Below are 19,738 nucleotides of genomic sequence, written 5' to 3' on the forward strand. Positions count from 1 at the left end.
CAACAGCCATAGCGCTGGGGACCCTAGCCCTGTTCCACCAAGCCCAAATGGCGTGCCAATGGCATCAAGCTGAGACCCTGAGCCAACAGGCCCAGCAGCACCACGCCGAGGGCAATGGGAGGCATCGACTGACCCCAAACCTGCCCAATCTGTGGATGGGCTGCCGCCTGAATGGCTAAGGCAATCGGGACCGCACCACGCAGACCGCAAAAGCCAACAAACTGTTTTTGGGCAGTCGTGAAGCTGTTACCCAGCAAAAGAAACACCACCACAAAGCGCACCAGCAGCATCAACACCGCCAGCAACACAATCCAAGGCAGCAGCACCAACACCTGCAAGGGATCCACCACCAACCCCATCGAAAGGAAGAGGACCAACTCGGCCAACTTGCCGTAGCTACCCAGCGAGGCCCGCAATTCAATGGCTGAATGGTCCTCGCCATTACCGATCAAAAGGCCCGTGATGTAGGCAGCCAATAAAGGGCTTCCCCCGCCCAGCGAGGTGATTCCCAGCACGACTAACAACATCGCCAGGATCAGCACCGCGCGGCGATCCCGATGACCGGCCTCGATGACCTCTGTTTGCGTCTCCAGCAAACGGGCCACCAAGGAACCAACCATGAAGCCAATCAAGGCACCAATGAGCAGCTGCCGCAGAACGGCGTTGGCGATCAACGGGCCTTCACCCATCAGTTGGGCGGTTTGATTGATCACCGCCGCGGAATGCGTCGCCGTGATGCCAATGGTGAGCCCCACCGAAGCCAGGACAACCGCAATGGGATCGTTGACGCTGGATTCAAACTCCAGCAAATCCAGCAACCGTTGGGGGAACTGGCCGGCCTGGGGCCGCAGCACAGTGATCACCGCCGAGGCGTCGGTGCTGCAAACCATGGCACCAACAAACAACGTCATCGCCCAGCTGGCATGGCCGATCGACAAGAACTCAAATGGCAGTTTCTGCAGCACCACCATCAACAGCAGGGCCGTGAGCGTTGAGCCCAGCAGCGCCAAACGCAGCCCTGGACGCGCAACGCTGCGCATCTGCTGCCAATTGGTGCTGATGCCGGCCTGAAACAGCACAACCCCCACAGCCACCTGGGCTAAGTCAGAGGCCTGCGGCAGGCTGAGAAGAGGAGGCGTTTGACCACCAACGTGCACCTCGTTGTGAGTCAGCAGGCCGAGCAGCAGCACCAGCAACACACCCGGTAGCCGCAAGCGATTGCCAACGCGGTCCAGATAGACCGAGGTAATCAACAAAAAGCCAATCACCAACAGATAGGTGCCCAGAAGGGTGGACATCGCGTTGGGATGACAGGCGTGCCTCTAGCCTGCTTCAAATCTGGGATTCAGCCATGGCCGATGCCCTCAAAAAAGGAAGCTTGATCCGCGTCAACCGTGAGGCTTACCTCAGCAGCGTGGAAGCCAAGGCCAGCGCAGGTGAGCCCCCGGCCTATCTGCTGGAAGGCCCCGGTGAGGTGCTGGCTGTCAAAGGCGACTACGCCCAGCTGCGCTTCCGCCAACCAGTTCCCGACATCTGGCTGAGGATGGATCAGCTGGAGGCTTACGCCGGAAGCTGAGCTTGAATCCGCTGACGCCGTAGGCAAGCCTCGCGAATCATCTCTCGGCCGTCGCGCAGGTAGTCATCGACATAGCCCGCGGTGTAGCGCTCCAGCTCCATCACGGCGTCCTGAACACCACTGAGGAAGTGATAAAGGCTGAGGCCAAAGCCCTGAGCTGATGAGGGGCATGGCATCGAGCGGTAGAGCGTTTCAGCCGTCTGCAACTTGCTTTGGCTGCGCTCGATGTAATCGCAGAACGCCTCCATCAGCGTGTCGTCATAGGGATCAGCCGACAGCTCGCGCAATTGAGCCGGGAAAGGATCCAACACCTGTCCCAGCAAACGATCCACCGGGTGATACACCTGCTCGAGCCAGCGCTCGAGCTCGGCGTCATCCGCAGCACCGCGGCGGCGTTTGCCCGAGCTGGCGCGGGTTTGGGCTGTGGCCCGCGCGCTCCGCTGGCTCCGGCCAGCATCGAAGCGCTGGCGTGCCTCCGAATCGCCGAGCAACTCCCAAGCCGCGTTGATCTCCAAAATCCGCTCGGGATCATCACTGATGCCTTCGGCCGCATCAGGGTGATGCTGCTTCACCAAGGAGCGGTACGCCGATTTGATCTCAGCGGCTGAAGCCGATGGCGATACCCCCAAAACCTGGTAGGGGTCGCGGGTCATCAGAAGCCGATTTCCGTGAACATCGGCGTGCTGAGGTAACGCTCGCCAAAGCTGGCCAGCACCACCACAATCAACTTGCCTGCCATCTCAGGGCGTTGACCGAGCTTGATGGCAGCCGCCATAGCCGCACCACTGCTTACCCCACTTAATAAGCCTTCCACGCGGGCCAAGCGACGTCCCATCGCCATCGCCTCGGAATCATCGACTTGCAGCACCTCATCAACGAGGGAGGCTTGATAGTTATCAGGCACAAAGCCAGCGCCAATGCCCTGGATGCGGTGAGGACCTGGTGTTCCTCCACTCAACACGGGACTACCCGTGGGCTCAACAGCAAAAGCCTGAAAGCTGGGCTTGCGTTGCTTGAGCACCTCACTGCAACCGGTGATGGTTCCACCAGTACCCACACCAGCGACCAAGGCATCAATGCGGCCCTCGGTGTCGTTCCAGAGCTCTTCTGCAGTGGTGGCCGCGTGAATCGCTGGGTTGGCGCTGTTGGAGAACTGCTGCAGCAGGTAGGCATTGGGCAGCTCATCGGCGAGTTCCCTCGCGCGAGAAATCGCGCCCTTCATCCCTTCTGAACCCGGGGTGAGCTCCAGTTCAGCGCCATAGGCCCGCAGCATCGAGCGGCGCTCGGTGCTCATCGTGTCGGGCATGATCAAGATCAAGCGGTAGCCCCGAGCTGCAGCCACCATCGCCAGGGCAATCCCTGTGTTGCCGCTAGTGGGCTCAACGAGCACCGTGCGCTCCGGCGCAATCCGCCCGGCCGCTTCCGCCTCACGAATCATTGCCACACCGATGCGGTCTTTCACCGACGCGGTGGGATTAAAGCTCTCCAATTTCGCAGCAATCTCTGCGCAGCAACCCGCCTCTTGCGGCAAGCGGTTCAGCAGCACCAAGGGGGTGCAGCCCACCAGAGCGGTGATATCAGGGGCAATGGCCATCCTGCAGCCGAACGATTACGAGCTCTCTCCATTGTGGCGACCATGAGCCATCAGAAACTCTTGGAACGCATGAGAGAGCTGATCGATGGCATCAGTCCAGTCGTTGAGCGCAGCCTGACGAAACAAGCGCACGCAGCTGTACCAGGCCATGGCGCAACCGGAATAGCCATAACGCCATTCCGGGGCGACCGGCACCAGCACCCAAGCAGGCGTTCCAACGGCCCCAGCAAGGTGCAGGGCTGTTTGTTGCACTGTGATCACCAAATCAAGCTGTTGAGTCAGCGCAGCCGTTAAATCCAAGTCATCACCAACTCCATCCAGAGCATGAATCTTGATACCAGTTGAACTTGCAAATTCAGCAAGCTCAGCATCGGTACTGCCGTACTGCAAACAAACGAAGGCAGCCTGCTGATGCGAAAGAATGGACTGCAACTGCTTCAGCTGCAAAGAACGTCTATTGGCACCCACCACCTGCCCGCCTCCACGCCAAGCAATACCAATACGAGGCAGCTCTGAATCAGCCAGCGATTCCAGCCAAGCACTGGCCCGCCTAGCAGCAATATCAGATGGCTGAAGATAAGGATTGCCTGGACATTGATCGGGGACAGAGCGAAAGAAACGCCCCAAACTGCCTAAGCCGTAGCAACAATCAAAGGCTTGAAAAGCATCAACATCAAGGGCAGTAATCACCCTCAAAGTTGGAAATGAAGTCTGCAACAGTGACTGCAGACGAGGCTGCACCATCAAAGAGACATGGCCAGCAACTTTCTGCAGATCAACCAACATCGAAGCCATCATCACGGAATCGCCAATTCCCTGCTCAGCGAAGACCAACACATTGCGGGAATGGGGAGGAATCTCGGAGTTTCGTGGTGCGATCCCAACTGGAACAATGGAATTGGCAGCGGCGGCCTGAAAGCGAGATTCATATAAAGGCCACGCTTCTTGCCACTGCCCTTGGGCCAAAAGTTCAAAAGCCAAGGCAAATCGCGCTTCGGCATTCGAAGACTGGAACTCAACCCATTGCCTTAAATACTGCAGAGTCTGACTGTGATTAGCTTGCAGGCGAGCCAACTTGGCTCGTAACAACAGCAACTCTGACGACATCTTTTCATGTCTATCAAGCTGCTCAGCGCAGCGAGATAACTCCCCAGCATTCAGCGAACACTCGGCGAGCAACAATTGCTTAGAAACCGGTGGATAGGGATGAGAGGCAACCTCTAAACCATGGCTCAACTCATCGCCATGGCCTCCATCCACCCAAAACCGAAAACAGAACGCTGCCAAGCGGCCAGACAATCCATACAGCCCAATCGCTTGATCAAAGCACATTCGTGCTTCAACAAGGAGTAAACGCTGCTCATAAAGCCTGGCAGCCTTGAGCAACAACAAACGGGGCCAACCAAGCTCTTCAAGATGAGCATTAAGTTGCTTTAGATCAAGTGATTCACCAGATTGCGAAAGCAACTGAAGACGAAGGTCAACCGCCTCCACACACTGGCCGGCAAGATCTTGAAGCTGATACAAACAATGTCGCGCACGATCCAAAAGACCAAGCTTGAGGTTGACCTCAACCAGGGCAGTCCCCAAGGCCTTGAGATCAACTCCAGACACTGCTTGCTGCTGGAGCAAAATTTGCTCAGCCAGCTCGGGCTGGCCTGTGTGAACCAAGCAACGGGCCCAGAGAATCTGACACTCTGGCCTAGATGCAAGCCCCGGTTGAGCCATCAAATCAGACAAAAGATGCTGAGCTGATGGCCACTCCTCTGCCTCGGCGCAAGCTTGAGCCGCAAAAAGCCTTAAATCCAAAGACGAAGGATCTAGCCGAATCGCTTCAGCCCAAGCTTTCAGGCCAAGTTCGGGAATCTGCAACGCCTGAAAAGCACGCGCTTGAAAAAACCAGAATTCTGAATTATTTGCCTGAGCTAAATCGATATCGCTCAGTTGCTCCAAAATTCCATGCCAATCTCCAGCAGAAAAGGCACTCCGCAGCAACTGCGTTCGCTGGGTTAACTCCAAACTGGCAAACCAACAAGCCTGAAGATCATAAACACACAAAAGCAGGTCAAGAGCACCAAATAATCACTCAAAACAACGACTTTTGGCAATAAAAAAGCCCCTCCAAAGGAGGGGCCGATGTGTGTGTGTGAGAAGACGTGAGGAGTGAGAAGGTATCGAGACCTGAGATCAGAACTTGAACTCGGTCTTGACGATGCCACCCCAAACATCGGAGCTCTTGTCGCCAGCTTTTCCGCCGTAGTTGCCCACATTGGAGTCGTCGTAGCTCTGACCGGAGACCCAGAACACACCAGGCGTGACGCTGATGTTGTCGGTGACTTGGAACTGATACCAGGTTTCCAGAGCGATCGGCATGCTGCCGTCAGTGCCCCAACCGGAGTCGTTGTTCGAAACCGTAGGCACACCACCGATGGCGAAGCCAGCCTTGTTGCCTTGGATGAAGACATCCTTGAAGTTCAGGCCGACCATCCAGCTATTGGTCTGAGCAGAGTCACCAGAATTGACCATGTCAATCCCGAGGACGCTGCTGTCGTAGCGGGAGCTCATCGAAGCACCGCCATAAGCTCCGGTGATCTGGAACTGCTTGCTCCACTTGTAGGCCAAGGTGAAGCCGTACTGATTGGACTCAATCAGAGTGCCGTAGCCGAAGGGGTTCTTAGCCAGCTCGGTGCCGACCTTGCCCATGGAGTTGTTGCCACGCTCGTAGGCGTAGTTAGCAGTGAACAGCCACTTCTTGTCCTTGCTCTTCCAGGCGAGCTGGACGGGCAGACGGAAGCGGGTGTCGCGACCAAACAGACCTTCCTGCAGGTAGTCGTAGGAAGCGGGGTTCGCGGCATCACCTTCAGCGGCCAAGTAGCCGAAACCGAAGCCAACGCTGCCGTTAGCGATCTTCAGCTTGTTGCCGAAGAACTTCTTCATGCCCACGCCAGCACCGGTACCGGTGTAAGAGGGGAACACACCTGCGGAGGTGTTGAAGAACTCAAGCAGAGCATCCTTGGTGTACATGGTGCCGCGGCTAGGCAGGAAGGAATCCTGAGGAGCGCGAGTACCGAAGGACACCTTGCCCCAATCGCCAACGGGGAACTTGTAATACAGCTTGTCGACGAAAACCGTCTTCTTACCTTTCCAGTTCTCAGGAAGGGAGCCGTCGAAGGCCAGGTCAGCGAAGGGAGCGCTCACTCGCTTCGCGAAGCTGTAGATGGTGTTGGAACGCAGGCGGAAGTTCAGCTTGTCCTTACCAGTGAAGCTGGTATTGAAGTTCAGCTGAGCATCGTGAGCGAAGGTGAAGGCGTTCTTGTCAGCCACCAAATTTTTATTGGCAGGTGCGGCAGCCAAACTACGCACGAAGGCTTGTGCAGCTTTCTTCACGTAATTGGTCTTGCGCTGCGACTCTGACAAAGAGCCGTACTCTGCGATCAAGTAGTTGATCGGGTTGGAATACACGGTGGCGTTATTAACAAAGCCGCCGGGTGCAACCACAAAACCAACACCGCCATCCTGACCGCTTCCGTTCATACCGGAGATGAAAGCATTCCGCTGAACGTTGGCAACAGTGTCGGTATTGGTGATGAAGTAGTGGCGGGTAATGGCCGAGTTGATCTGGATGTCGTCGCGGACACCAGCAGCTTTAGTAGCCAAGCCAGTAGGAATGCCGGTGCCATTAGCGCCAGGAACGCTGTTGGCAACGAAGTCAGCCTGGTTGATGTACTGATACTGCTTGACCTGACGGGCCTTGTTAGCCAGGTTGATCAGAGTTCCGTAGTCAGCCCTGTCCAGCAAGATGGACTTGCCTTTATAGTTGGAGCTGGCAGAAGCACTGTTTTGAACGCGCAACTTGTTGTTGTTGCCGTACTTATCCTTCAGCTCAAGATCGCTGGCCGTCAGAGGACCAGCACCGATTGAAGTGTTGGTATTTGCCTTGAGGAAGTGAAGACGAGTTCCTGCAAAAACGTTGGCGTCGTTGTCAACGTTTCCAAGGGTGCCATTGGTTGCAAAACCGTTGACATCCAGCTGGACAGGGGTCCGGTAGCCGTCCTTGGTGTAGATGCTCGCACGAGCACGACGCAAGGCGGCAGCTTCGGTGGTGCCTGCAGCCCGCTGTGCACCGGTCTGGGTTGCGTATATGCCATTCAGGGGCAAGGTGAACCCGCTATTGATGCCACTCATGGCACGAACACCCTGGGAGTTGCCTGCAGCTGCAGCGCCGGCTCCGGTGTTGGCGTTGAAGTCAACCATGCCATTAGTGGCATTGTTGCCGTTGCCTAAGCCAGGGGTGTAGCCAGTCCAAGTGGAGGAGAAGGCTGCCTGACGAGCAAACAACGCAGTGTTGCCAGTACCGGCTGTCTGGGGAACACGCTCACCAGCGCCGGTGGGGTTGTTAGCTGTGGGGTTGTTGGGGTCCTCACCACCGAGGTAGTAGTAGTAGGCCTCGCCGTTGGACTTACCGTCCTTGATCTTGTTAACGGTGCGGTCCTGGAAACCACCAGTAGAGCCGTCGTAAACACGCTGGCCGTAAAGAGCAGCGGCTTTGAGGGTGTTCTTGAGCTGACCAAAGCGGACCAAGCCATCACCGCGATAGGCGGAGCCCATGATGAAGCGGACTTTGCCCTTCAGTTTGGTGGTGGTGGAGAACTGGGTGGCTTCCAGTTCGCCAACAGCAGCCTCGAGGCCGTCAACGCGAGCCTTCACAATGGCCAGCTCTTTTTCAAACGCCTTCATCAGGCGGCGCACCTCATCGGTGATCTCAGTCACTCGATCAAGGCATGCATTCAGCAGAGCGGCTGCTTCATAGCGAGACAGGGCGCGGTTACCGGCGAAGGTGCCGTTGGGATAACCAGCGACGCAGCCGTAGCGCTCGATCAGGTTGGCCAGAGCCTGGTAGGCCCAGTCCGTGGGGTAAACGTCAGAGAACTGGCTGATGCTGGTGACTTGCTCATCAGAGGAGACGTATTTAGAAACGCCACCAAAGTTGAGCTCGCCAGCCATGGCGCCCAGAGGGGCAACCAGGCCGAGAGCAGCAGGAGCCAGCATGAGTTGCTGGAACAGTTTCATGGGGTCCTCACACCAAAAAAGAGGATGGATTGAGAGCAAAAGCATCTGGAAAAGTCCAGACACGGTGCTCTCGCGATCAATGTATCAACAAGCGTTGATGCATGAAACAACCGCAAGTATCAAAAGGGACAGATAGTCTGTCGTCCCTTAACGAGTCTCAAAAGTCCTAAATTAGCCCATAAAAAAGGGGCCCGAATGGGCCCCGATTTGTGTGTGAAAAGTGATGTGAGAAGTGGTCCTTTTGAAACGGTTCGCTGATGCGAATCGATCAGAAGGTGAAGGTGGTCTTCAGGACACCGCCTTGGACTTGGTTGCTGCCGAGGCCAGAGGGGTTGTCGATGAAGAAGTACGCAGGGGTGACAGCGATGTTGTCGGTGACCTGGAACTTGTACCAGATCTCCCAAGCGAAGGTGGACTCGTCGCTCTCGAGGAAAGCGTCGTTGGAGCTGATGAAGGTCGGCTGACCCACAGCAGTACCCAGGTAGTTGCCTTGCAGGAAGACATCGGGCCATTGCAGACCGACGTACCAGGACTGACTCTCTGCACCATCGCCACTGCTGACAGCGTCAACACCCCAGATGGAGGCGCTTTGCTGAGCGGTGTAGGAGTTCACACCCCAACCAGCGCTGACGGAAGGCATCCAGTGGCCCCAGTCAGGTGCGTACCAGCCGCTGATGGCCCAGGAGCTGACGTCGAAGTTAGACAGACCAGCGAAGGGGTCGCCTGCCAGAGGGGTGCCAACGGGGATGTAGCCGTAGACAGGGTTCTGGTTGTAGGCGTAAGCAGCGGTCAGGTTCCAGTCATCGCCGGTGTAGGCGACTTGGACAGTACCGGTGCCACCGGCAGCCTCGTTAGCGATACCACCTTCGTTACCGAAGTTGGAAGCGCCGTTGCTGGCAACGTAGTTGGCACTAACGGCGAAGCCGTCCATGCCAAGGATTTCACCGGCGTAGCTAACACCAGCACCAGCACCCAGGTTCAAGCTGTAAGCACCAGGAGCACCCGCGTAGGTGAAGAAGTCCATGATGGTGTCAGCCGGGTATTGGCTGGGCCACACGGCCAACATGTCGTCCTGACGAACCACAGGACCAGCGGTCAGGGTCCAGGCATCACCAACCGGGAACTGATAGAAGATCCGGTTGACGTTGAACTGCTTGGGCTCACCTTCTTCGTAGGCGATCTCAGCACCGGTCGCAGGGAAAGGATTGCCACCAAAGGTGCTACCGGAGCCGAAGTTACCCGAACGGAAGCGGGTACGCAGCAAATCCTTACCAGTGAAGCTGGTGTTGAAGTCGAGGCGGGTGTCGTAGTTGAAGCTGACGGCTTCACCCACGTCCACGGTGTTCTCGTAAAGACCAGCCAGCAGTTTGCGGGCTGCGTTCTTCACGTACTTGGTGTTGGCCTGAGTTTTCGACAGGGTGCCGTACTCAGCGATCGAAGCGTTGAAGGGATCGGTGTAGATGTTGGCGTTGATGAACTCACCACCACCAGCGATCTGGTAGCCCGGAGTACCACCAGTTGCTGCACCATTGATAAAACCAACAACATTGTTGGAGTAGCGCAGCATGTCGGCGCCCTTGACGCGACGAGCAGCATTACCCAAACGGATGAGATTGCCGAGGTCAGCGCTGTCCAACTTGAAGGAGGACATGGTCACACCAGCATCGGTTTGACCAGCGGTGGTAGCGGACTTTTTGACCTGAGCAGGAGTCAGCTCAGTGCCGTTGGCGATATCGGCCTTGAAGCCAGGAGCGCCCAGGGATTCACCGGTGCTACGCAGACCAGCAACAGTCAGCTGACCAGTGCCACCACCAGCGATGTCAACAGTGACGTTTGCACCACCACCCGCTGGAGCCACAGCGGCTGTGTTGGAAGCGCTGACAGCAGCACCACCAGCGACACCGTTCAGAGTGCGAGTGGCGTCGGCAACAGCACCAGCTGCGGTCAGAGAGCCGTAGGTGATGTTGGCCAGGTTGGCGTTGCCGTAAGAAGCAAACGCGTCGCCGTTGAAGACGTTGTTATTGGCAGGAGCAACTCCTTGACCAAACACACCGCCACCTGCACCAGTAGCACCAGACCAAGTTGCAGCCTTGGTGAAGGCCTTGGCTTCAGGCTTGGTGTAGTTCTTTGTGGTGCCGGTGATGAACGTGTTGAAGTTGTTCAGAGAACCACCGGGAGCCAGGGCCAAACCGTTGTTGCGGAAGGCAGTGCCGTAGGCAGCGATTTCAGCCGCAGGGTCTCCGCTGGGAGCCAGGGGGCTAGCAGGAGAAGCGCCGCTGTAGGTGGCGCCGCCGAGCCAGAAGTAAGCAACACCACTGAGTTTGGTGGTGGTGGAGAACTGAGTGGCAGCCAGTTCAGCAGTTTGAGCTTCGAGGCCGTCAACACGGGCCTTCAGCACGACGAGTTCCTTTTCGAACTCCTTCATCAGGCGCTTGAGCTCTTCGGTGATCTCAGTCACGCGATCGAGGCAAGCGTTCAGCAGAGCAGCCGCTTCGTAGCGGGTGAGTGCAATGTTGCCCTTGAAGGTGCCGTCGGGATAGCCAGCGACGCAGCCATAGGTCTCAACCAGGTTGGCGAGAGCCTGATAGGCCCAGTCGGTGGGGTAGACGTCAGAGAATTGGCTGACAGAAGTCACCTGACCCATTTGTGCCTCGAGGGCACGCATGCGATCGGTGTCTTGTTGTTGGGTGTAGCGGTTGACATTGCCCATGTCGAAGCTTTGAGCCTGGGCAGCCACAGGGGCAGCCAGACCGAGCACGACAGGAGCAAGCAACAGCTTGCGGAATGCGTTCATGGTCCTCACACACAGAGAAACGGCGCAATGCGCCTTCCTGATATTCATTCCGCTGTTAAATAAAACAACATGGGTGTGTACCAGAAAACAATTGGCCCAATAACTGCCGTGCCAATCCGTCGACTGGACTTCCTGTTTTGGTTGTGGCTTGCAGCACTGCTGCTGCTTTTGTTGCCAGGGCTTGATCTACCCATCCGTGATTGGGATGAGGGCATCGTGGCCCGCGTGGCCTATGAGCGAGGCCAAGCCCTGATGCAATTCAGCCAAGGAGAGCTGGGTTGGCACGAGCTGCTGCTTCCCACCTATTGGGCAGAGCCTTATCTCAATAAGCCTCCAGGGCTGCACTTACCCGCAGGGCTGGCTTTGCTGCCCTGGGCCTCATCGGGAGATCTGCCTCCCCCCTGGGCTGTGCGCTTGGTTCCAGCCCTTTTGGCGAGCGCTGTGGTGCCGCTGGCTGGGCTGATCAGCCGCCAGCTGAACCACAAACAAAAAGGAGCCGCCATCGCCGCTGCTGCCATTGCGCTCACCTTGCTGCCATTGATGCGCCATGGCCGGCTGGCCATGCTCGATGGTTCCTTGGTGAGCGCTTCTGGGTTGCTGTGGTGGCAACTGTTGGTGAGCCGCCATTGCAGGGGCTGGCCGTTGCTCGGCTCGGGGTTGCTGAGTGGTTTGGCTTGCAGTGGATTACTGCTGCTCAAGGCACCCTTGCTGCTCCCGGTGCTGGGGATTGGCTTTCTGCTACTCGCACTGGAGCAGCAACACAGCCGCGCTCAATGGTTGCTGCTGCTCGTTGGCCTCGCCCTGGGGATGCTGCCTGGGCTTGGTTGGCATGGGTTGCATTACGTAATTAGAGGTAGCGATGCCCTACTGCTCTGGGGCGCCGATGGCGCCAGCCGCGTGCTGCTGAGTTCCGGAGAAGGCAGCGATCTTGGCTGGCGGGTCCCAGTACTCGAGGTTTTGGAAGGGGGCTGGCCATGGCTGGCACTGTGGCCCTTTGCCGTTGTCTTGGCCTGGAAGCAACGCCATCTCAGCAGTGGCCGCTGGACCCTGGGCCTGCAACTGGCGATGGCGGTAGCTGTGCTGCCGCTACGCACGCAACTGCCTTGGTACAGCCACATTCTTTGGTTGCCCTTTGCCCTGCTCTGCGGGCCTGCCCTGGCTGCGCTGGTGCAAAGCGGCAGGCCACGCGCCGTTCCTCTCTTATGGCTGGTGTTGGGGATCGTGCTGCTGCCAGCAGGGTTCGTACTGCCTGAATTCCGCACTGTGCTGCTGCCAGCAGGCGTAGCTCTCCTGATTGGAGGCTGGGGCCTGCGGCCAGCCAGCAGGCTCAAAGCTCAAGCCGCCATTGCGATGGTGGGGCTGTGGTGGCTCGGCCTGCTGCTGCTGTTTAACGGGCCGCTGTGGCACTGGGAACTGAACGAAAAGCCGCCAGTGGCTGCCGCAGCTGCGTTGGCCCAAACAGCTGATCCCAATCTGCCCTTGGCGCTGTGGGGCCATAGCGAGCGGCCCAGCCTCAGCTGGCAAGGCCAGCGCCAACTCATTCCCTTAGCCCGCTTAGGAATTCCGCCAGGCCCCGTGCAGCTACTCAGCCCAGCAGAGGCTCCGATCCCGGAAGTGGCAAATCACCATTGCGATCACCGGGCCTCCAGCGAAGATGGCTGGTCGCTTTGGATCTGCGCCCCTCGCCCGTGACGGTCTCCCCCCAGCTGCTGAGCCTCAGCGTGGTGCTGGCCACCTTCAACGAGCGCGACAACCTGGGGCCGATGGTGGAGCAGCTCCGAACGCTGTTGGGCCAGCGCTACCAATTGGAGTTGATCGTTGTTGACGACGATTCCCCCGACGGCACCTCGGAATTGGTGCGTCAGCTCGCTCGCCACGATCCGCGCATTCATCTCATCCGCCGAGTGGGCCGCAGCGGTCTCTCCAGCGCGATCCGCGAAGGGTTGCTCGCTGCCTGCGGCGAAGTGGCGGTGGTGATGGACGCCGATGGCCAGCACGAACCGGAAGCCGTGCAACGGGCCGTGGATCGCTTACTCACCAGCGACCTTGATCTGGTGATGGGCAGCCGCTTTCACCCAGACGCCAGCATTGCTGGGCTCTCAGCCGGGCGGCAACGGGGCTCCGAGCGCGCCAACCAACTCGCCCGCTTCAGCCTTCCCGCTTACGCTCAGCTCTCCGATTACATGAGCGGCTTTTTTGCCCTACGGCCTGATCGCTGCGGTGAAGCCATTCGCGGCGTTGATGTCTCGGGTTTCAAGTTCCTCTATGAGCTGCTGGCAGTGAGCAAAGGCCAACTCAAGGTTGAGGAAATCCCCCTCAATTTCCGCTCACGCCAAGCCGGCGATTCCAAGCTCGACAACGCCGTGGTGTGGGACTGGCTGGTATCGCTGGTGCACACCGCCACCTTCCGGCTGTTGCCGCGCCGCGCCGTGAGTTTTGGCCTGGTTGGCGTTAGCGGCATGGTGGTGCACGTGGGGCTCTATGCCCTGCTGCGCAGCTTCGGGGCCAGCTTTTTCGCCACGCAAGTGGTGGCCGTGATCACCGCCGCCTGCTCCAACTACCTGATCAACAATTCACTCACGTTTCGCAGCCGCCGGCTGCGGGGGCGCTCACTGTTCATTGGGCTGCTGAAGTTTCTGCTGGTGTCATCCCTCGGCATGGCCGCCAACGTGGGGGTCTCCACAGTGGTGTTCGCCAGCGTGCAAGGAGGACCCATCGCGGTGATTGCTGTGGCCAGCGGCATCCTGGTGGACTTCATCTGGAAATACGCTGCCTCGTCCAGGTTTGTCTGGAACGTGCCCTACTAGGGCGCTTCTTGCTCCAGCAGGGCTTGATAGCCATCGCTAAAGCGCTCGGCATAACGGCTGCGCTGCGGTTCTGGCATGCGATAGGAACCACTGCAGCAGCGGCTGAGAGCCCCATCCAAAAATCTCCTTAGCCCCCGCTGCCAGTGCCGGCGCGCTTGCGGGGTGAGCCAGGGGCAATGGCGGTTGAGCCAAGCCAACAATTGAAGAGCTTGCGGATTGAGGCCGCGGTTGCGCTGGCGCCTGGGTTCAGCTGGCCAGCCCGCCGCAGGAGCTGAGCCCAACAGCTGCAAGAAATCAGCGCTCAAGCTTTGGCCCACTGGAGGCGGAAACGCCCGGGCCGTAACAACAGATGCGCCAAACACCTGGCGCCAGCGCTGCAGGCTGGCGGGGTGATCACAAATCAACTGCACAAACGGGTCAGCGGGATCAGCCGGCAACGGCCGTTGATCCCCTGAACGCACCATCGTGGAGAACAGCGACTCGATCAGAGCGAGCGGTTCGCGCAGATAGATCACCACCTGTTGAACCTCAAAGCCCAGCTCCAGCAAAAGCTGCTTCAAGGTTTGGATCTCCTCTGGGCTTTGCAGACTCAGGTGGAAGTGCTCTGAGCTGAGAATCACGCCAAGCTCAGGTGGCACCGCCTTGAGTTGAGCCTCAAGCTCGGCTTGCACCTGCTGGCGAAAGGCCAAACGCTGCTGGGGCTCCACCAAGCGCAGCGCCCGCAGCAATTCATCGCGTTGATCCTCGATGGCAATGCAAGCCGCCGCCAGATCGCGGCGATCGGGCCGCCCAGCAGCAGACAAATAACACCAGCCGGCTTCGGCTAGGGCCTGCGGATGCTCAGCGAAGTAGGCCTGCAGCGATGTGGAGCCGGTCTTGACCGTTCCCACATGCAGCATCAAGCGGCGAGATTGGGGCGCCAACAGCCTTAAATTGACCCGCACATGCGGCCGAGACTAATCAGCACCCGTCCGGTCTGGCCCCTGCTGCTGATCGGCGCCGCCCTGCGGCTGGTGAATCTGCATGCCCCGGTGTTGGGGGTACACAGCTGGCGCCAGGCCGACACCGCAGCCATCGCCCGCAATGCCTTTGAAGCCGGCTTGCCGTTTTGGCTGCCCCAGGTGGATTGGGGCGGGGCCAGCAGCGGCTTTGCTGAAACCGATCCACCGCTCTATTCGCAGGCCGTGGCCTGGCTCTATGGCTGGTTTGGCGTGCAGGAATGGATCGCCCGTGGGCTCAGCCTGGTGTTCAGCCTGCTGGCGCTTTGGCTGGTCGTGCGCTTGGGCCGGCACTTGCTAGGAGCTGATGCTGGCTGGTGGGGCGGGCTGCTATTTGCGGTGCTGCCGCTGAGCGTGTTTTACGGCCGCTCGATTCAACCGGAAAGTTTGCTGCTGGCCTGCAGTGCACTGGCCCTCGAGCGTGGATTGGCTTGGCGCCACAGCGGGCGCTACCGCGATCTGGCCCTAGCCACCGTTGGGCTCACAGGAGCGATGTTGATCAAGGTGCTGCCAGCATTTTGGTTAGGAGTACCGCTGCTATGGCTGGCTTGGCGGCGCTACGGGCCAGCAGTTTGGCGGCGGCTGGAGCTGTGGCTGGTGGCTGCTGTGGTGGTTGGGCTCACAGCTGCTTGGTACTGGCATGCCCATCAACTCTTTCTGCAAACCGGCCTGAGCTTTGGCTTTTGGGGCGCAGGCGCCAATCGCTACAGCTGGGCGGAGCTGATCGGGCTGAGCTATTGGGGCAACCTTCTATTGCGCACCAGCGTGCGCGGTTTGGCCGTGCTGGGCTTGCCCCTGCTGGTGATGGGCCTGCTCAAGCGTAATCACCACCCCGATGCCCGGATCTTGCCGATCGGCCTGGCAGCGGTGCTGGCCGCAGGCGCCCTAGCACCGGAATCCAGCAGCGTGCACGAGTACTACCAACTGCCGCTGCTTTTATTTGCCTGCCCGCTGATGGGGCTGGGCTGGGTGGAACTTTGGCAACGATCAAAGATCAAAGCCAAACCATGGCTGGCCAGCGGCATGACCCTGCTACTCGCCTGCTCCATCACCGTGCTGAGCATCGATTACTGGGCCAAAGAACAGCCCAAAGGCAATCCCACCTGGGAGCTTGCCCAACGCATCCAGCAACAAACCCCTGCCGAAGCCCGGATCATCAGCGTCACTGGAGGCGATCCAACCTTGCTCTATTTGGCCCATCGCAAGGGCTGGCTGAAAGGGCCGGGGGCCATCAACTCCGCATGGCTTGAGCAGCGCGCAGCTGAAGGGGCCACCCACATCGCAGGGAGTTGGGAGGTGATTCAGAGCTACGCCCCCTTCCCTGACAACCCGGCCAAAGCCAGGCTGCGGAAACTGTTGGGCCCAGAGGCCAGTGCAGGTCCTGATTATTTGGTGCCCTTACCGCTGCAAAACGATGCCCCCGATTCACCGCAGTGAACCGGGGGCTCTCGCCGGGTCCGCTATGGCACGGAACCGTTTTGATCAGGACTCGGATACCTAAATCAGGCGGCCTTCTCCGCGATCAGCAGACCCTGAATGAAACAACTGTGGGACATGACACCTCCTGTGAGATAACGCTGACCGGTGAAGCTTTCGGCAGAAGCATCGGCATGCCGAAGTTCCACCACCTCACTGCCAACTGAACCTCCAAAGCCTAACCAGATTGGCTGCTTCCTTAAGGTCAGCCCGCTGCAGCAGAGCCATGGCCAACCAGTGGAACCGAACGGTATGGGGGACAGCCCTGCTCTTTGGCGTACTGGGTCTGGCGCTGCAGTGGTGGCGCATGAGCAGCCTGACCAGCTCCATGGATCAGGGGATCTTGTTTCAAATCCTCTGGAACGGCCTGCACGGCCACCCGTTTGAGAGCACGTTGTCGTCTCAGCTCTCCACCAACGTGGTGCACGCCGGGGAGTTGCCACGGCTGGGCTACCACCGCCTGGGACAACACTTCACGCCGATTTTGCTGCTGTGGCTCCCGCTGATTGGAGCCTTTGGCAAGTGGGTGCTGCCGATGCTGCAGGTGGTGCTGATCACTGGCGCCGGTCTGCTGCTGTATCAATTGGCCAAGGGGCTCGTGAACCGGCAGCTGGCCACGATGCTGACGCTGGCTTTTTACGGCGCCAATGCAGTCATTGGCCCAATGCTGGGCAACTTTGCTGATTTCAGCCAACTGCCATTCGCCGTCTTTGCCTTACTCCTGGGCCTGCAACAGAGGCGCAGCTGGTTGATTGCCATCGCCGCAATCGCCATTCCACTGATTCGGGAAGACACCGGTGTGTTGCTAGTGGGCGTTGGAATTTGGCTCGCGGTGCGGGATCGATCGCGGCGGTGGCTGGCGGCCCTGTTGATGCTGTGGGGCGGCGGCTACGTCTTGCTGGCCACCAACGTGTTCATGCCGCTGTTCAGCGAAGACAGCAGCAAGCGATTCATGATGGAGAACTACGGCAGCTTCGTGGACGGCCAGGGCCAAGCCAGCAGCCTTGAAGTCTTGGGCCAAGTGCTGCGAAAGCCGCTGCTGCTGCTGCAAGAACTGATTGATCCACCAGGGAAAACCCTGCGGTATTTCGCCGGTATGGGTTTACCGCTGCTGTTCATTCCATTCATCGCCCTCGACAGCTGGCTGCTGATGGCTTTGCCCCTGATGGGGGTGCTGCTGGCCAGCAGCTTCAACGACCCGCTCAGCTTGAGCATCCGCTACACCTATTTGGTGGTGCCCGGGTTGTTTGCCGGAGCGCTCTACTGGTGGAGTCGCCACCAGGCGTTGTTTGAACAGCGCCGGCTGCGGGGTGTGTGGGCCGGCTGCATTGTGCTGTCGCTGCTGCTAGGCCTCAGCAGCAATCCCAACAACAGCCTCTCGCTGCTGATCCCAGACAGCCTTAGCCCCTGGAGCTACCGCTCACCCGCGGTGCAGTGGCAGCACGGGCGAGCAGCCATGGCCGCCATCAACACGATTCCTGAGGGGGCCAGCGTGAGCGCCAGCACCCCCCTGATTCCCCACTTGGCCGCACGGCCAGTGCTGATCCGCTTCCCCTATCACGTGGATTACGCCGATCGCGCTGGGCTTGATCGTTCTGTTGATTGGATTGCGATTGATCTCGACTATCACAGCCGTGATGCCAAGCGGGTCGCCAAACATCGCCGCAATTGGGAGAAGATCAAAACGCGCCTCAACGCCCTTGAGGGGGATTACGCACCGCAAGTAATTAACGATGGAGTGGTTGTATTGCAGCGCGGCGCTGATCCCGATCCAGAAGCAGCCCAGGCTTATCAAAAACTCCGGCAGCAACTGCCCTGACTGTGCAGTTGAACCTTGCCTAATTGCCCCCCAGCTTTGAATTGATCAAGTACCAGCAGCCGAACAGTGCTGAACGTGAAGCACAAAAAAAGCGCCCCCGAGGGAGCGCTTGAGCAATTCACTCAACCAACTCTGATCAAAGAGCGTTACCGCGAGGCAGGACCTCTTCGGGGAAGATGAAGTTTTCGTGGGGTTGGTCGGCCGGAGCCATCCAGGCGCGCAGGCCTTCGTTCAGAAGAATGTTCTTCGTGTAGAAGGTCTCGAACTCAGGGTCTTCAGCAGCCCGGAGTTCCTGGCTGACGAAGTCATAGGCGCGCAGGTTCAGTGCCAGGCCGATGATGCCGATGGAGCTGGTCCACAGGCCCATCACAGGCACGAACAGCATGAAGAAGTGCAGCCAGCGCTTGTTGGAGAAGGCGATACCAAAGATCTGACTCCAGAAGCGGTTGGCGGTGACCATTGAATAGGTCTCCTCTTCTTGGGTGGGCTCAAACGCCTTGAAAGTGTTGGCGCCGTCACCGTCTTCAAACAGGGTGTTTTCCACCGTGGCGCCGTGGATGGCGCAGAGCAGTGCGCCGCCGAGGATGCCGGCCACGCCCATCATGTGGAAGGGATTCAGGGTCCAGTTGTGGAAGCCCTGCAGGAACAGCAGGAAGCGGAAGATCGCTGCCACGCCGAAAGAAGGAGCAAAGAACCAGCTGCTCTGGCCGAGGGGGTACATCAGGAAAACACTGACGAACACCGCAATCGGGCCGGAGAAGGCAATGGCGTTGTAAGGACGAATGCCCACCAGGCGGGCAATTTCGAACTGACGCAGCATGAAGCCGATCAGGCCGAATGCCCCATGCAGTGCCACGAAGGCCCAGAGGCCGCCGAGTTGGCACCAACGCACGAAGTCGCCTTGGGCTTCAGGGCCCCACAGCAGCAAGAGGCTGTGGCCCATGGAGTCCGCTGGGGTGGAAACCGCAGCGGTAAGGAAGTTGCAGCCTTCGAGGTAGCTGCTGGCAATTCCGTGGGTGTACCAGGAAGTGACAAAGGTGGTGCCGGTGAGCCAGCCGCCCAGGGCCATGTAGGCACAAGGGAACAGCAGCAGGCCGGACCAGCCCACAAAAACGAAACGGTCGCGCTTCAGCCAGTCATCGAGGACGTCAAACCATCCCCTCCCAGCTGGTGCGCGCCCAACGGCGATCGTCATAGCGTTGGCTTTACGAAGCTTTACAAGTGAAATGTAGGGGTCCCACCAGGAGTTTGGGGGTTTTTGCTCGCCAGAAGGAGTATTTCTACTTAGCCCCTTTTCTCCTTATGGTGAGCCGGTCGCTTCCAATGCCATGTTCGTTGTTGAACTAAGCCTCAAGCTGTCGCCGATGCCCATCAGCGTGCAGCGCAAAGACCTGGAAGCCGCTCAGAGTTTGTACGGCGAAATTCGCCAAGCCATGGAGTCAGGGCACCCCCAACTGATGGATCTTCGCTGCGAAAAATCAGAGGAGAAACAGATCTGCCTGCGCAGCAGTGAAATCGTTTCGGTGCAGCTCTATGAAAAGAGCGCCATGGGTGCTGGCAGCAAGCGACCGGGCTTCAGCACCGGCGACTGAATTTTTGACATC

General features: G+C 58.8%; 14 protein-coding genes. 6 read left to right on the top strand and 8 right to left on the bottom strand.

Annotated elements, in window-relative coordinates; all coding sequences use genetic code 11:
- Window positions 1-23: 23 nt before the first annotated feature.
- Window positions 24-1,298 carry a cation:proton antiporter gene (locus tag SIB46_RS06950; RefSeq protein ID WP_413295441.1) on the bottom strand — a complete coding sequence of 425 codons (1,275 nt, stop codon included), beginning with the start codon at window positions 1,296-1,298 and terminating at the stop codon, window positions 24-26.
- A 53-nt stretch (window positions 1,299-1,351) separates the two neighbouring features.
- Here SIB46_RS06950 and SIB46_RS06955 point away from each other — a divergent pair, with 53 nt between their 5' ends.
- Window positions 1,352-1,576 carry an NAD(P)H-quinone oxidoreductase subunit O gene (locus tag SIB46_RS06955; RefSeq protein WP_413295443.1) on the top strand — a complete coding sequence of 75 codons (225 nt, stop codon included), beginning with the start codon at window positions 1,352-1,354 and terminating at the stop codon, window positions 1,574-1,576.
- On the opposite strand, the gene SIB46_RS06960 is transcribed toward SIB46_RS06955, so the two are convergent.
- From SIB46_RS06960 to SIB46_RS06980, 5 genes are all read right to left on the bottom strand, one after another.
- Window positions 1,561-2,229 (bottom strand): DnaJ domain-containing protein, encoded by a 669-nt coding sequence (locus SIB46_RS06960; protein ID WP_413295445.1) that lies wholly within the window; start codon window positions 2,227-2,229, stop codon window positions 1,561-1,563. The two genes, SIB46_RS06955 and SIB46_RS06960, sit on opposite strands and share 16 nt — an antisense overlap.
- The gene (gene cysK / locus SIB46_RS06965) at window positions 2,229-3,170 is read right to left on the bottom strand and encodes a cysteine synthase A (RefSeq protein WP_413295447.1); all 942 of its coding nucleotides are present in this window, start codon (window positions 3,168-3,170) and stop codon (window positions 2,229-2,231) included. The genes SIB46_RS06960 and cysK overlap by 1 nt, the downstream gene beginning before the upstream one ends.
- A 15-nt stretch (window positions 3,171-3,185) precedes the next feature.
- On the bottom strand, window positions 3,186-5,165 hold the full coding sequence (locus SIB46_RS06970; protein WP_413295449.1) for a hypothetical protein: 1,980 nt from the start codon (window positions 5,163-5,165) through the stop codon (window positions 3,186-3,188).
- Window positions 5,166-5,357: 192 nt separating this feature from the next.
- On the bottom strand, window positions 5,358-8,240 hold the full coding sequence (locus tag SIB46_RS06975) for an iron uptake porin (RefSeq protein WP_413295451.1): 2,883 nt from the start codon (window positions 8,238-8,240) through the stop codon (window positions 5,358-5,360).
- 268 nt (window positions 8,241-8,508) lie between these two features.
- Window positions 8,509-11,034 carry an iron uptake porin gene (locus SIB46_RS06980; RefSeq protein ID WP_413295453.1) on the bottom strand — a complete coding sequence of 842 codons (2,526 nt, stop codon included), beginning with the start codon at window positions 11,032-11,034 and terminating at the stop codon, window positions 8,509-8,511.
- Between the two features lie 108 nt (window positions 11,035-11,142).
- Between SIB46_RS06980 and SIB46_RS06985 the strand changes: the two genes are divergently transcribed.
- Window positions 11,143-12,726 (top strand): phospholipid carrier-dependent glycosyltransferase, encoded by a 1,584-nt coding sequence (locus tag SIB46_RS06985; RefSeq protein WP_413295455.1) that lies wholly within the window; start codon window positions 11,143-11,145, stop codon window positions 12,724-12,726.
- Complete coding sequence (locus SIB46_RS06990; RefSeq protein ID WP_413295457.1) at window positions 12,723-13,841, top strand: glycosyltransferase; 1,119 nt, start codon at window positions 12,723-12,725, stop codon at window positions 13,839-13,841. The genes SIB46_RS06985 and SIB46_RS06990 overlap by 4 nt, the downstream gene beginning before the upstream one ends.
- Here SIB46_RS06990 and SIB46_RS06995 read toward each other — a convergent pair.
- Window positions 13,838-14,764: a hypothetical protein gene (locus SIB46_RS06995; protein WP_413295459.1), complete on the bottom strand. Its 927-nt coding sequence runs from the start codon at window positions 14,762-14,764 to the stop codon at window positions 13,838-13,840. The two genes, SIB46_RS06990 and SIB46_RS06995, sit on opposite strands and share 4 nt — an antisense overlap.
- Before the next feature lie 21 nt (window positions 14,765-14,785).
- Between SIB46_RS06995 and SIB46_RS07000 the strand changes: the two genes are divergently transcribed.
- Both SIB46_RS07000 and SIB46_RS07005 read left to right on the top strand, forming a co-directional pair.
- The gene (locus SIB46_RS07000; protein ID WP_413295460.1) at window positions 14,786-16,276 is read left to right on the top strand and encodes an ArnT family glycosyltransferase; all 1,491 of its coding nucleotides are present in this window, start codon (window positions 14,786-14,788) and stop codon (window positions 16,274-16,276) included.
- 265 nt (window positions 16,277-16,541) lie between these two features.
- Window positions 16,542-18,134, top strand: coding sequence for a DUF2079 domain-containing protein (locus tag SIB46_RS07005; RefSeq protein WP_413295461.1), 1,593 nt, complete (start codon window positions 16,542-16,544; stop codon window positions 18,132-18,134).
- Window positions 18,135-18,270: 136 nt separating this feature from the next.
- On the opposite strand, the gene psbD is transcribed toward SIB46_RS07005, so the two are convergent.
- On the bottom strand, window positions 18,271-19,329 hold the full coding sequence (psbD, locus tag SIB46_RS07010) for a photosystem II D2 protein (photosystem q(a) protein) (RefSeq protein WP_011934677.1): 1,059 nt from the start codon (window positions 19,327-19,329) through the stop codon (window positions 18,271-18,273).
- A 133-nt stretch (window positions 19,330-19,462) separates the two neighbouring features.
- Between psbD and SIB46_RS07015 the strand changes: the two genes are divergently transcribed.
- On the top strand, window positions 19,463-19,726 hold the full coding sequence (locus SIB46_RS07015; protein ID WP_413295462.1) for a hypothetical protein: 264 nt from the start codon (window positions 19,463-19,465) through the stop codon (window positions 19,724-19,726).
- Window positions 19,727-19,738 lie beyond the last annotated feature (12 nt).

This window comes from Synechococcus sp. MIT S9452 (assembly GCF_047304245.1).
Lineage (GTDB): Bacteria > Cyanobacteriota > Cyanobacteriia > PCC-6307 > Cyanobiaceae > RCC307.

Coding starts and splice junctions, on each gene's coding strand:
- SIB46_RS06950 (WP_413295441.1), bottom strand. CDS start 1,298: ATGTCCACCCTTCTGGGCACCTATCTGTTGGTGATTGGCTTTTTGTTG.
- SIB46_RS06955 (WP_413295443.1), top strand. CDS start 1,352: ATGGCCGATGCCCTCAAAAAAGGAAGCTTGATCCGCGTCAACCGTGAG.
- SIB46_RS06960 (WP_413295445.1), bottom strand. CDS start 2,229: ATGACCCGCGACCCCTACCAGGTTTTGGGGGTATCGCCATCGGCTTCA.
- cysK (WP_413295447.1), bottom strand. CDS start 3,170: ATGGCCATTGCCCCTGATATCACCGCTCTGGTGGGCTGCACCCCCTTG.
- SIB46_RS06975 (WP_413295451.1), bottom strand. CDS start 8,240: ATGAAACTGTTCCAGCAACTCATGCTGGCTCCTGCTGCTCTCGGCCTG.
- SIB46_RS06980 (WP_413295453.1), bottom strand. CDS start 11,034: ATGAACGCATTCCGCAAGCTGTTGCTTGCTCCTGTCGTGCTCGGTCTG.
- SIB46_RS07000 (WP_413295460.1), top strand. CDS start 14,786: ATGCGGCCGAGACTAATCAGCACCCGTCCGGTCTGGCCCCTGCTGCTG.
- SIB46_RS07005 (WP_413295461.1), top strand. CDS start 16,542: ATGGCCAACCAGTGGAACCGAACGGTATGGGGGACAGCCCTGCTCTTT.
- psbD (WP_011934677.1), bottom strand. CDS start 19,329: ATGACGATCGCCGTTGGGCGCGCACCAGCTGGGAGGGGATGGTTTGAC.
- SIB46_RS07015 (WP_413295462.1), top strand. CDS start 19,463: ATGTTCGTTGTTGAACTAAGCCTCAAGCTGTCGCCGATGCCCATCAGC.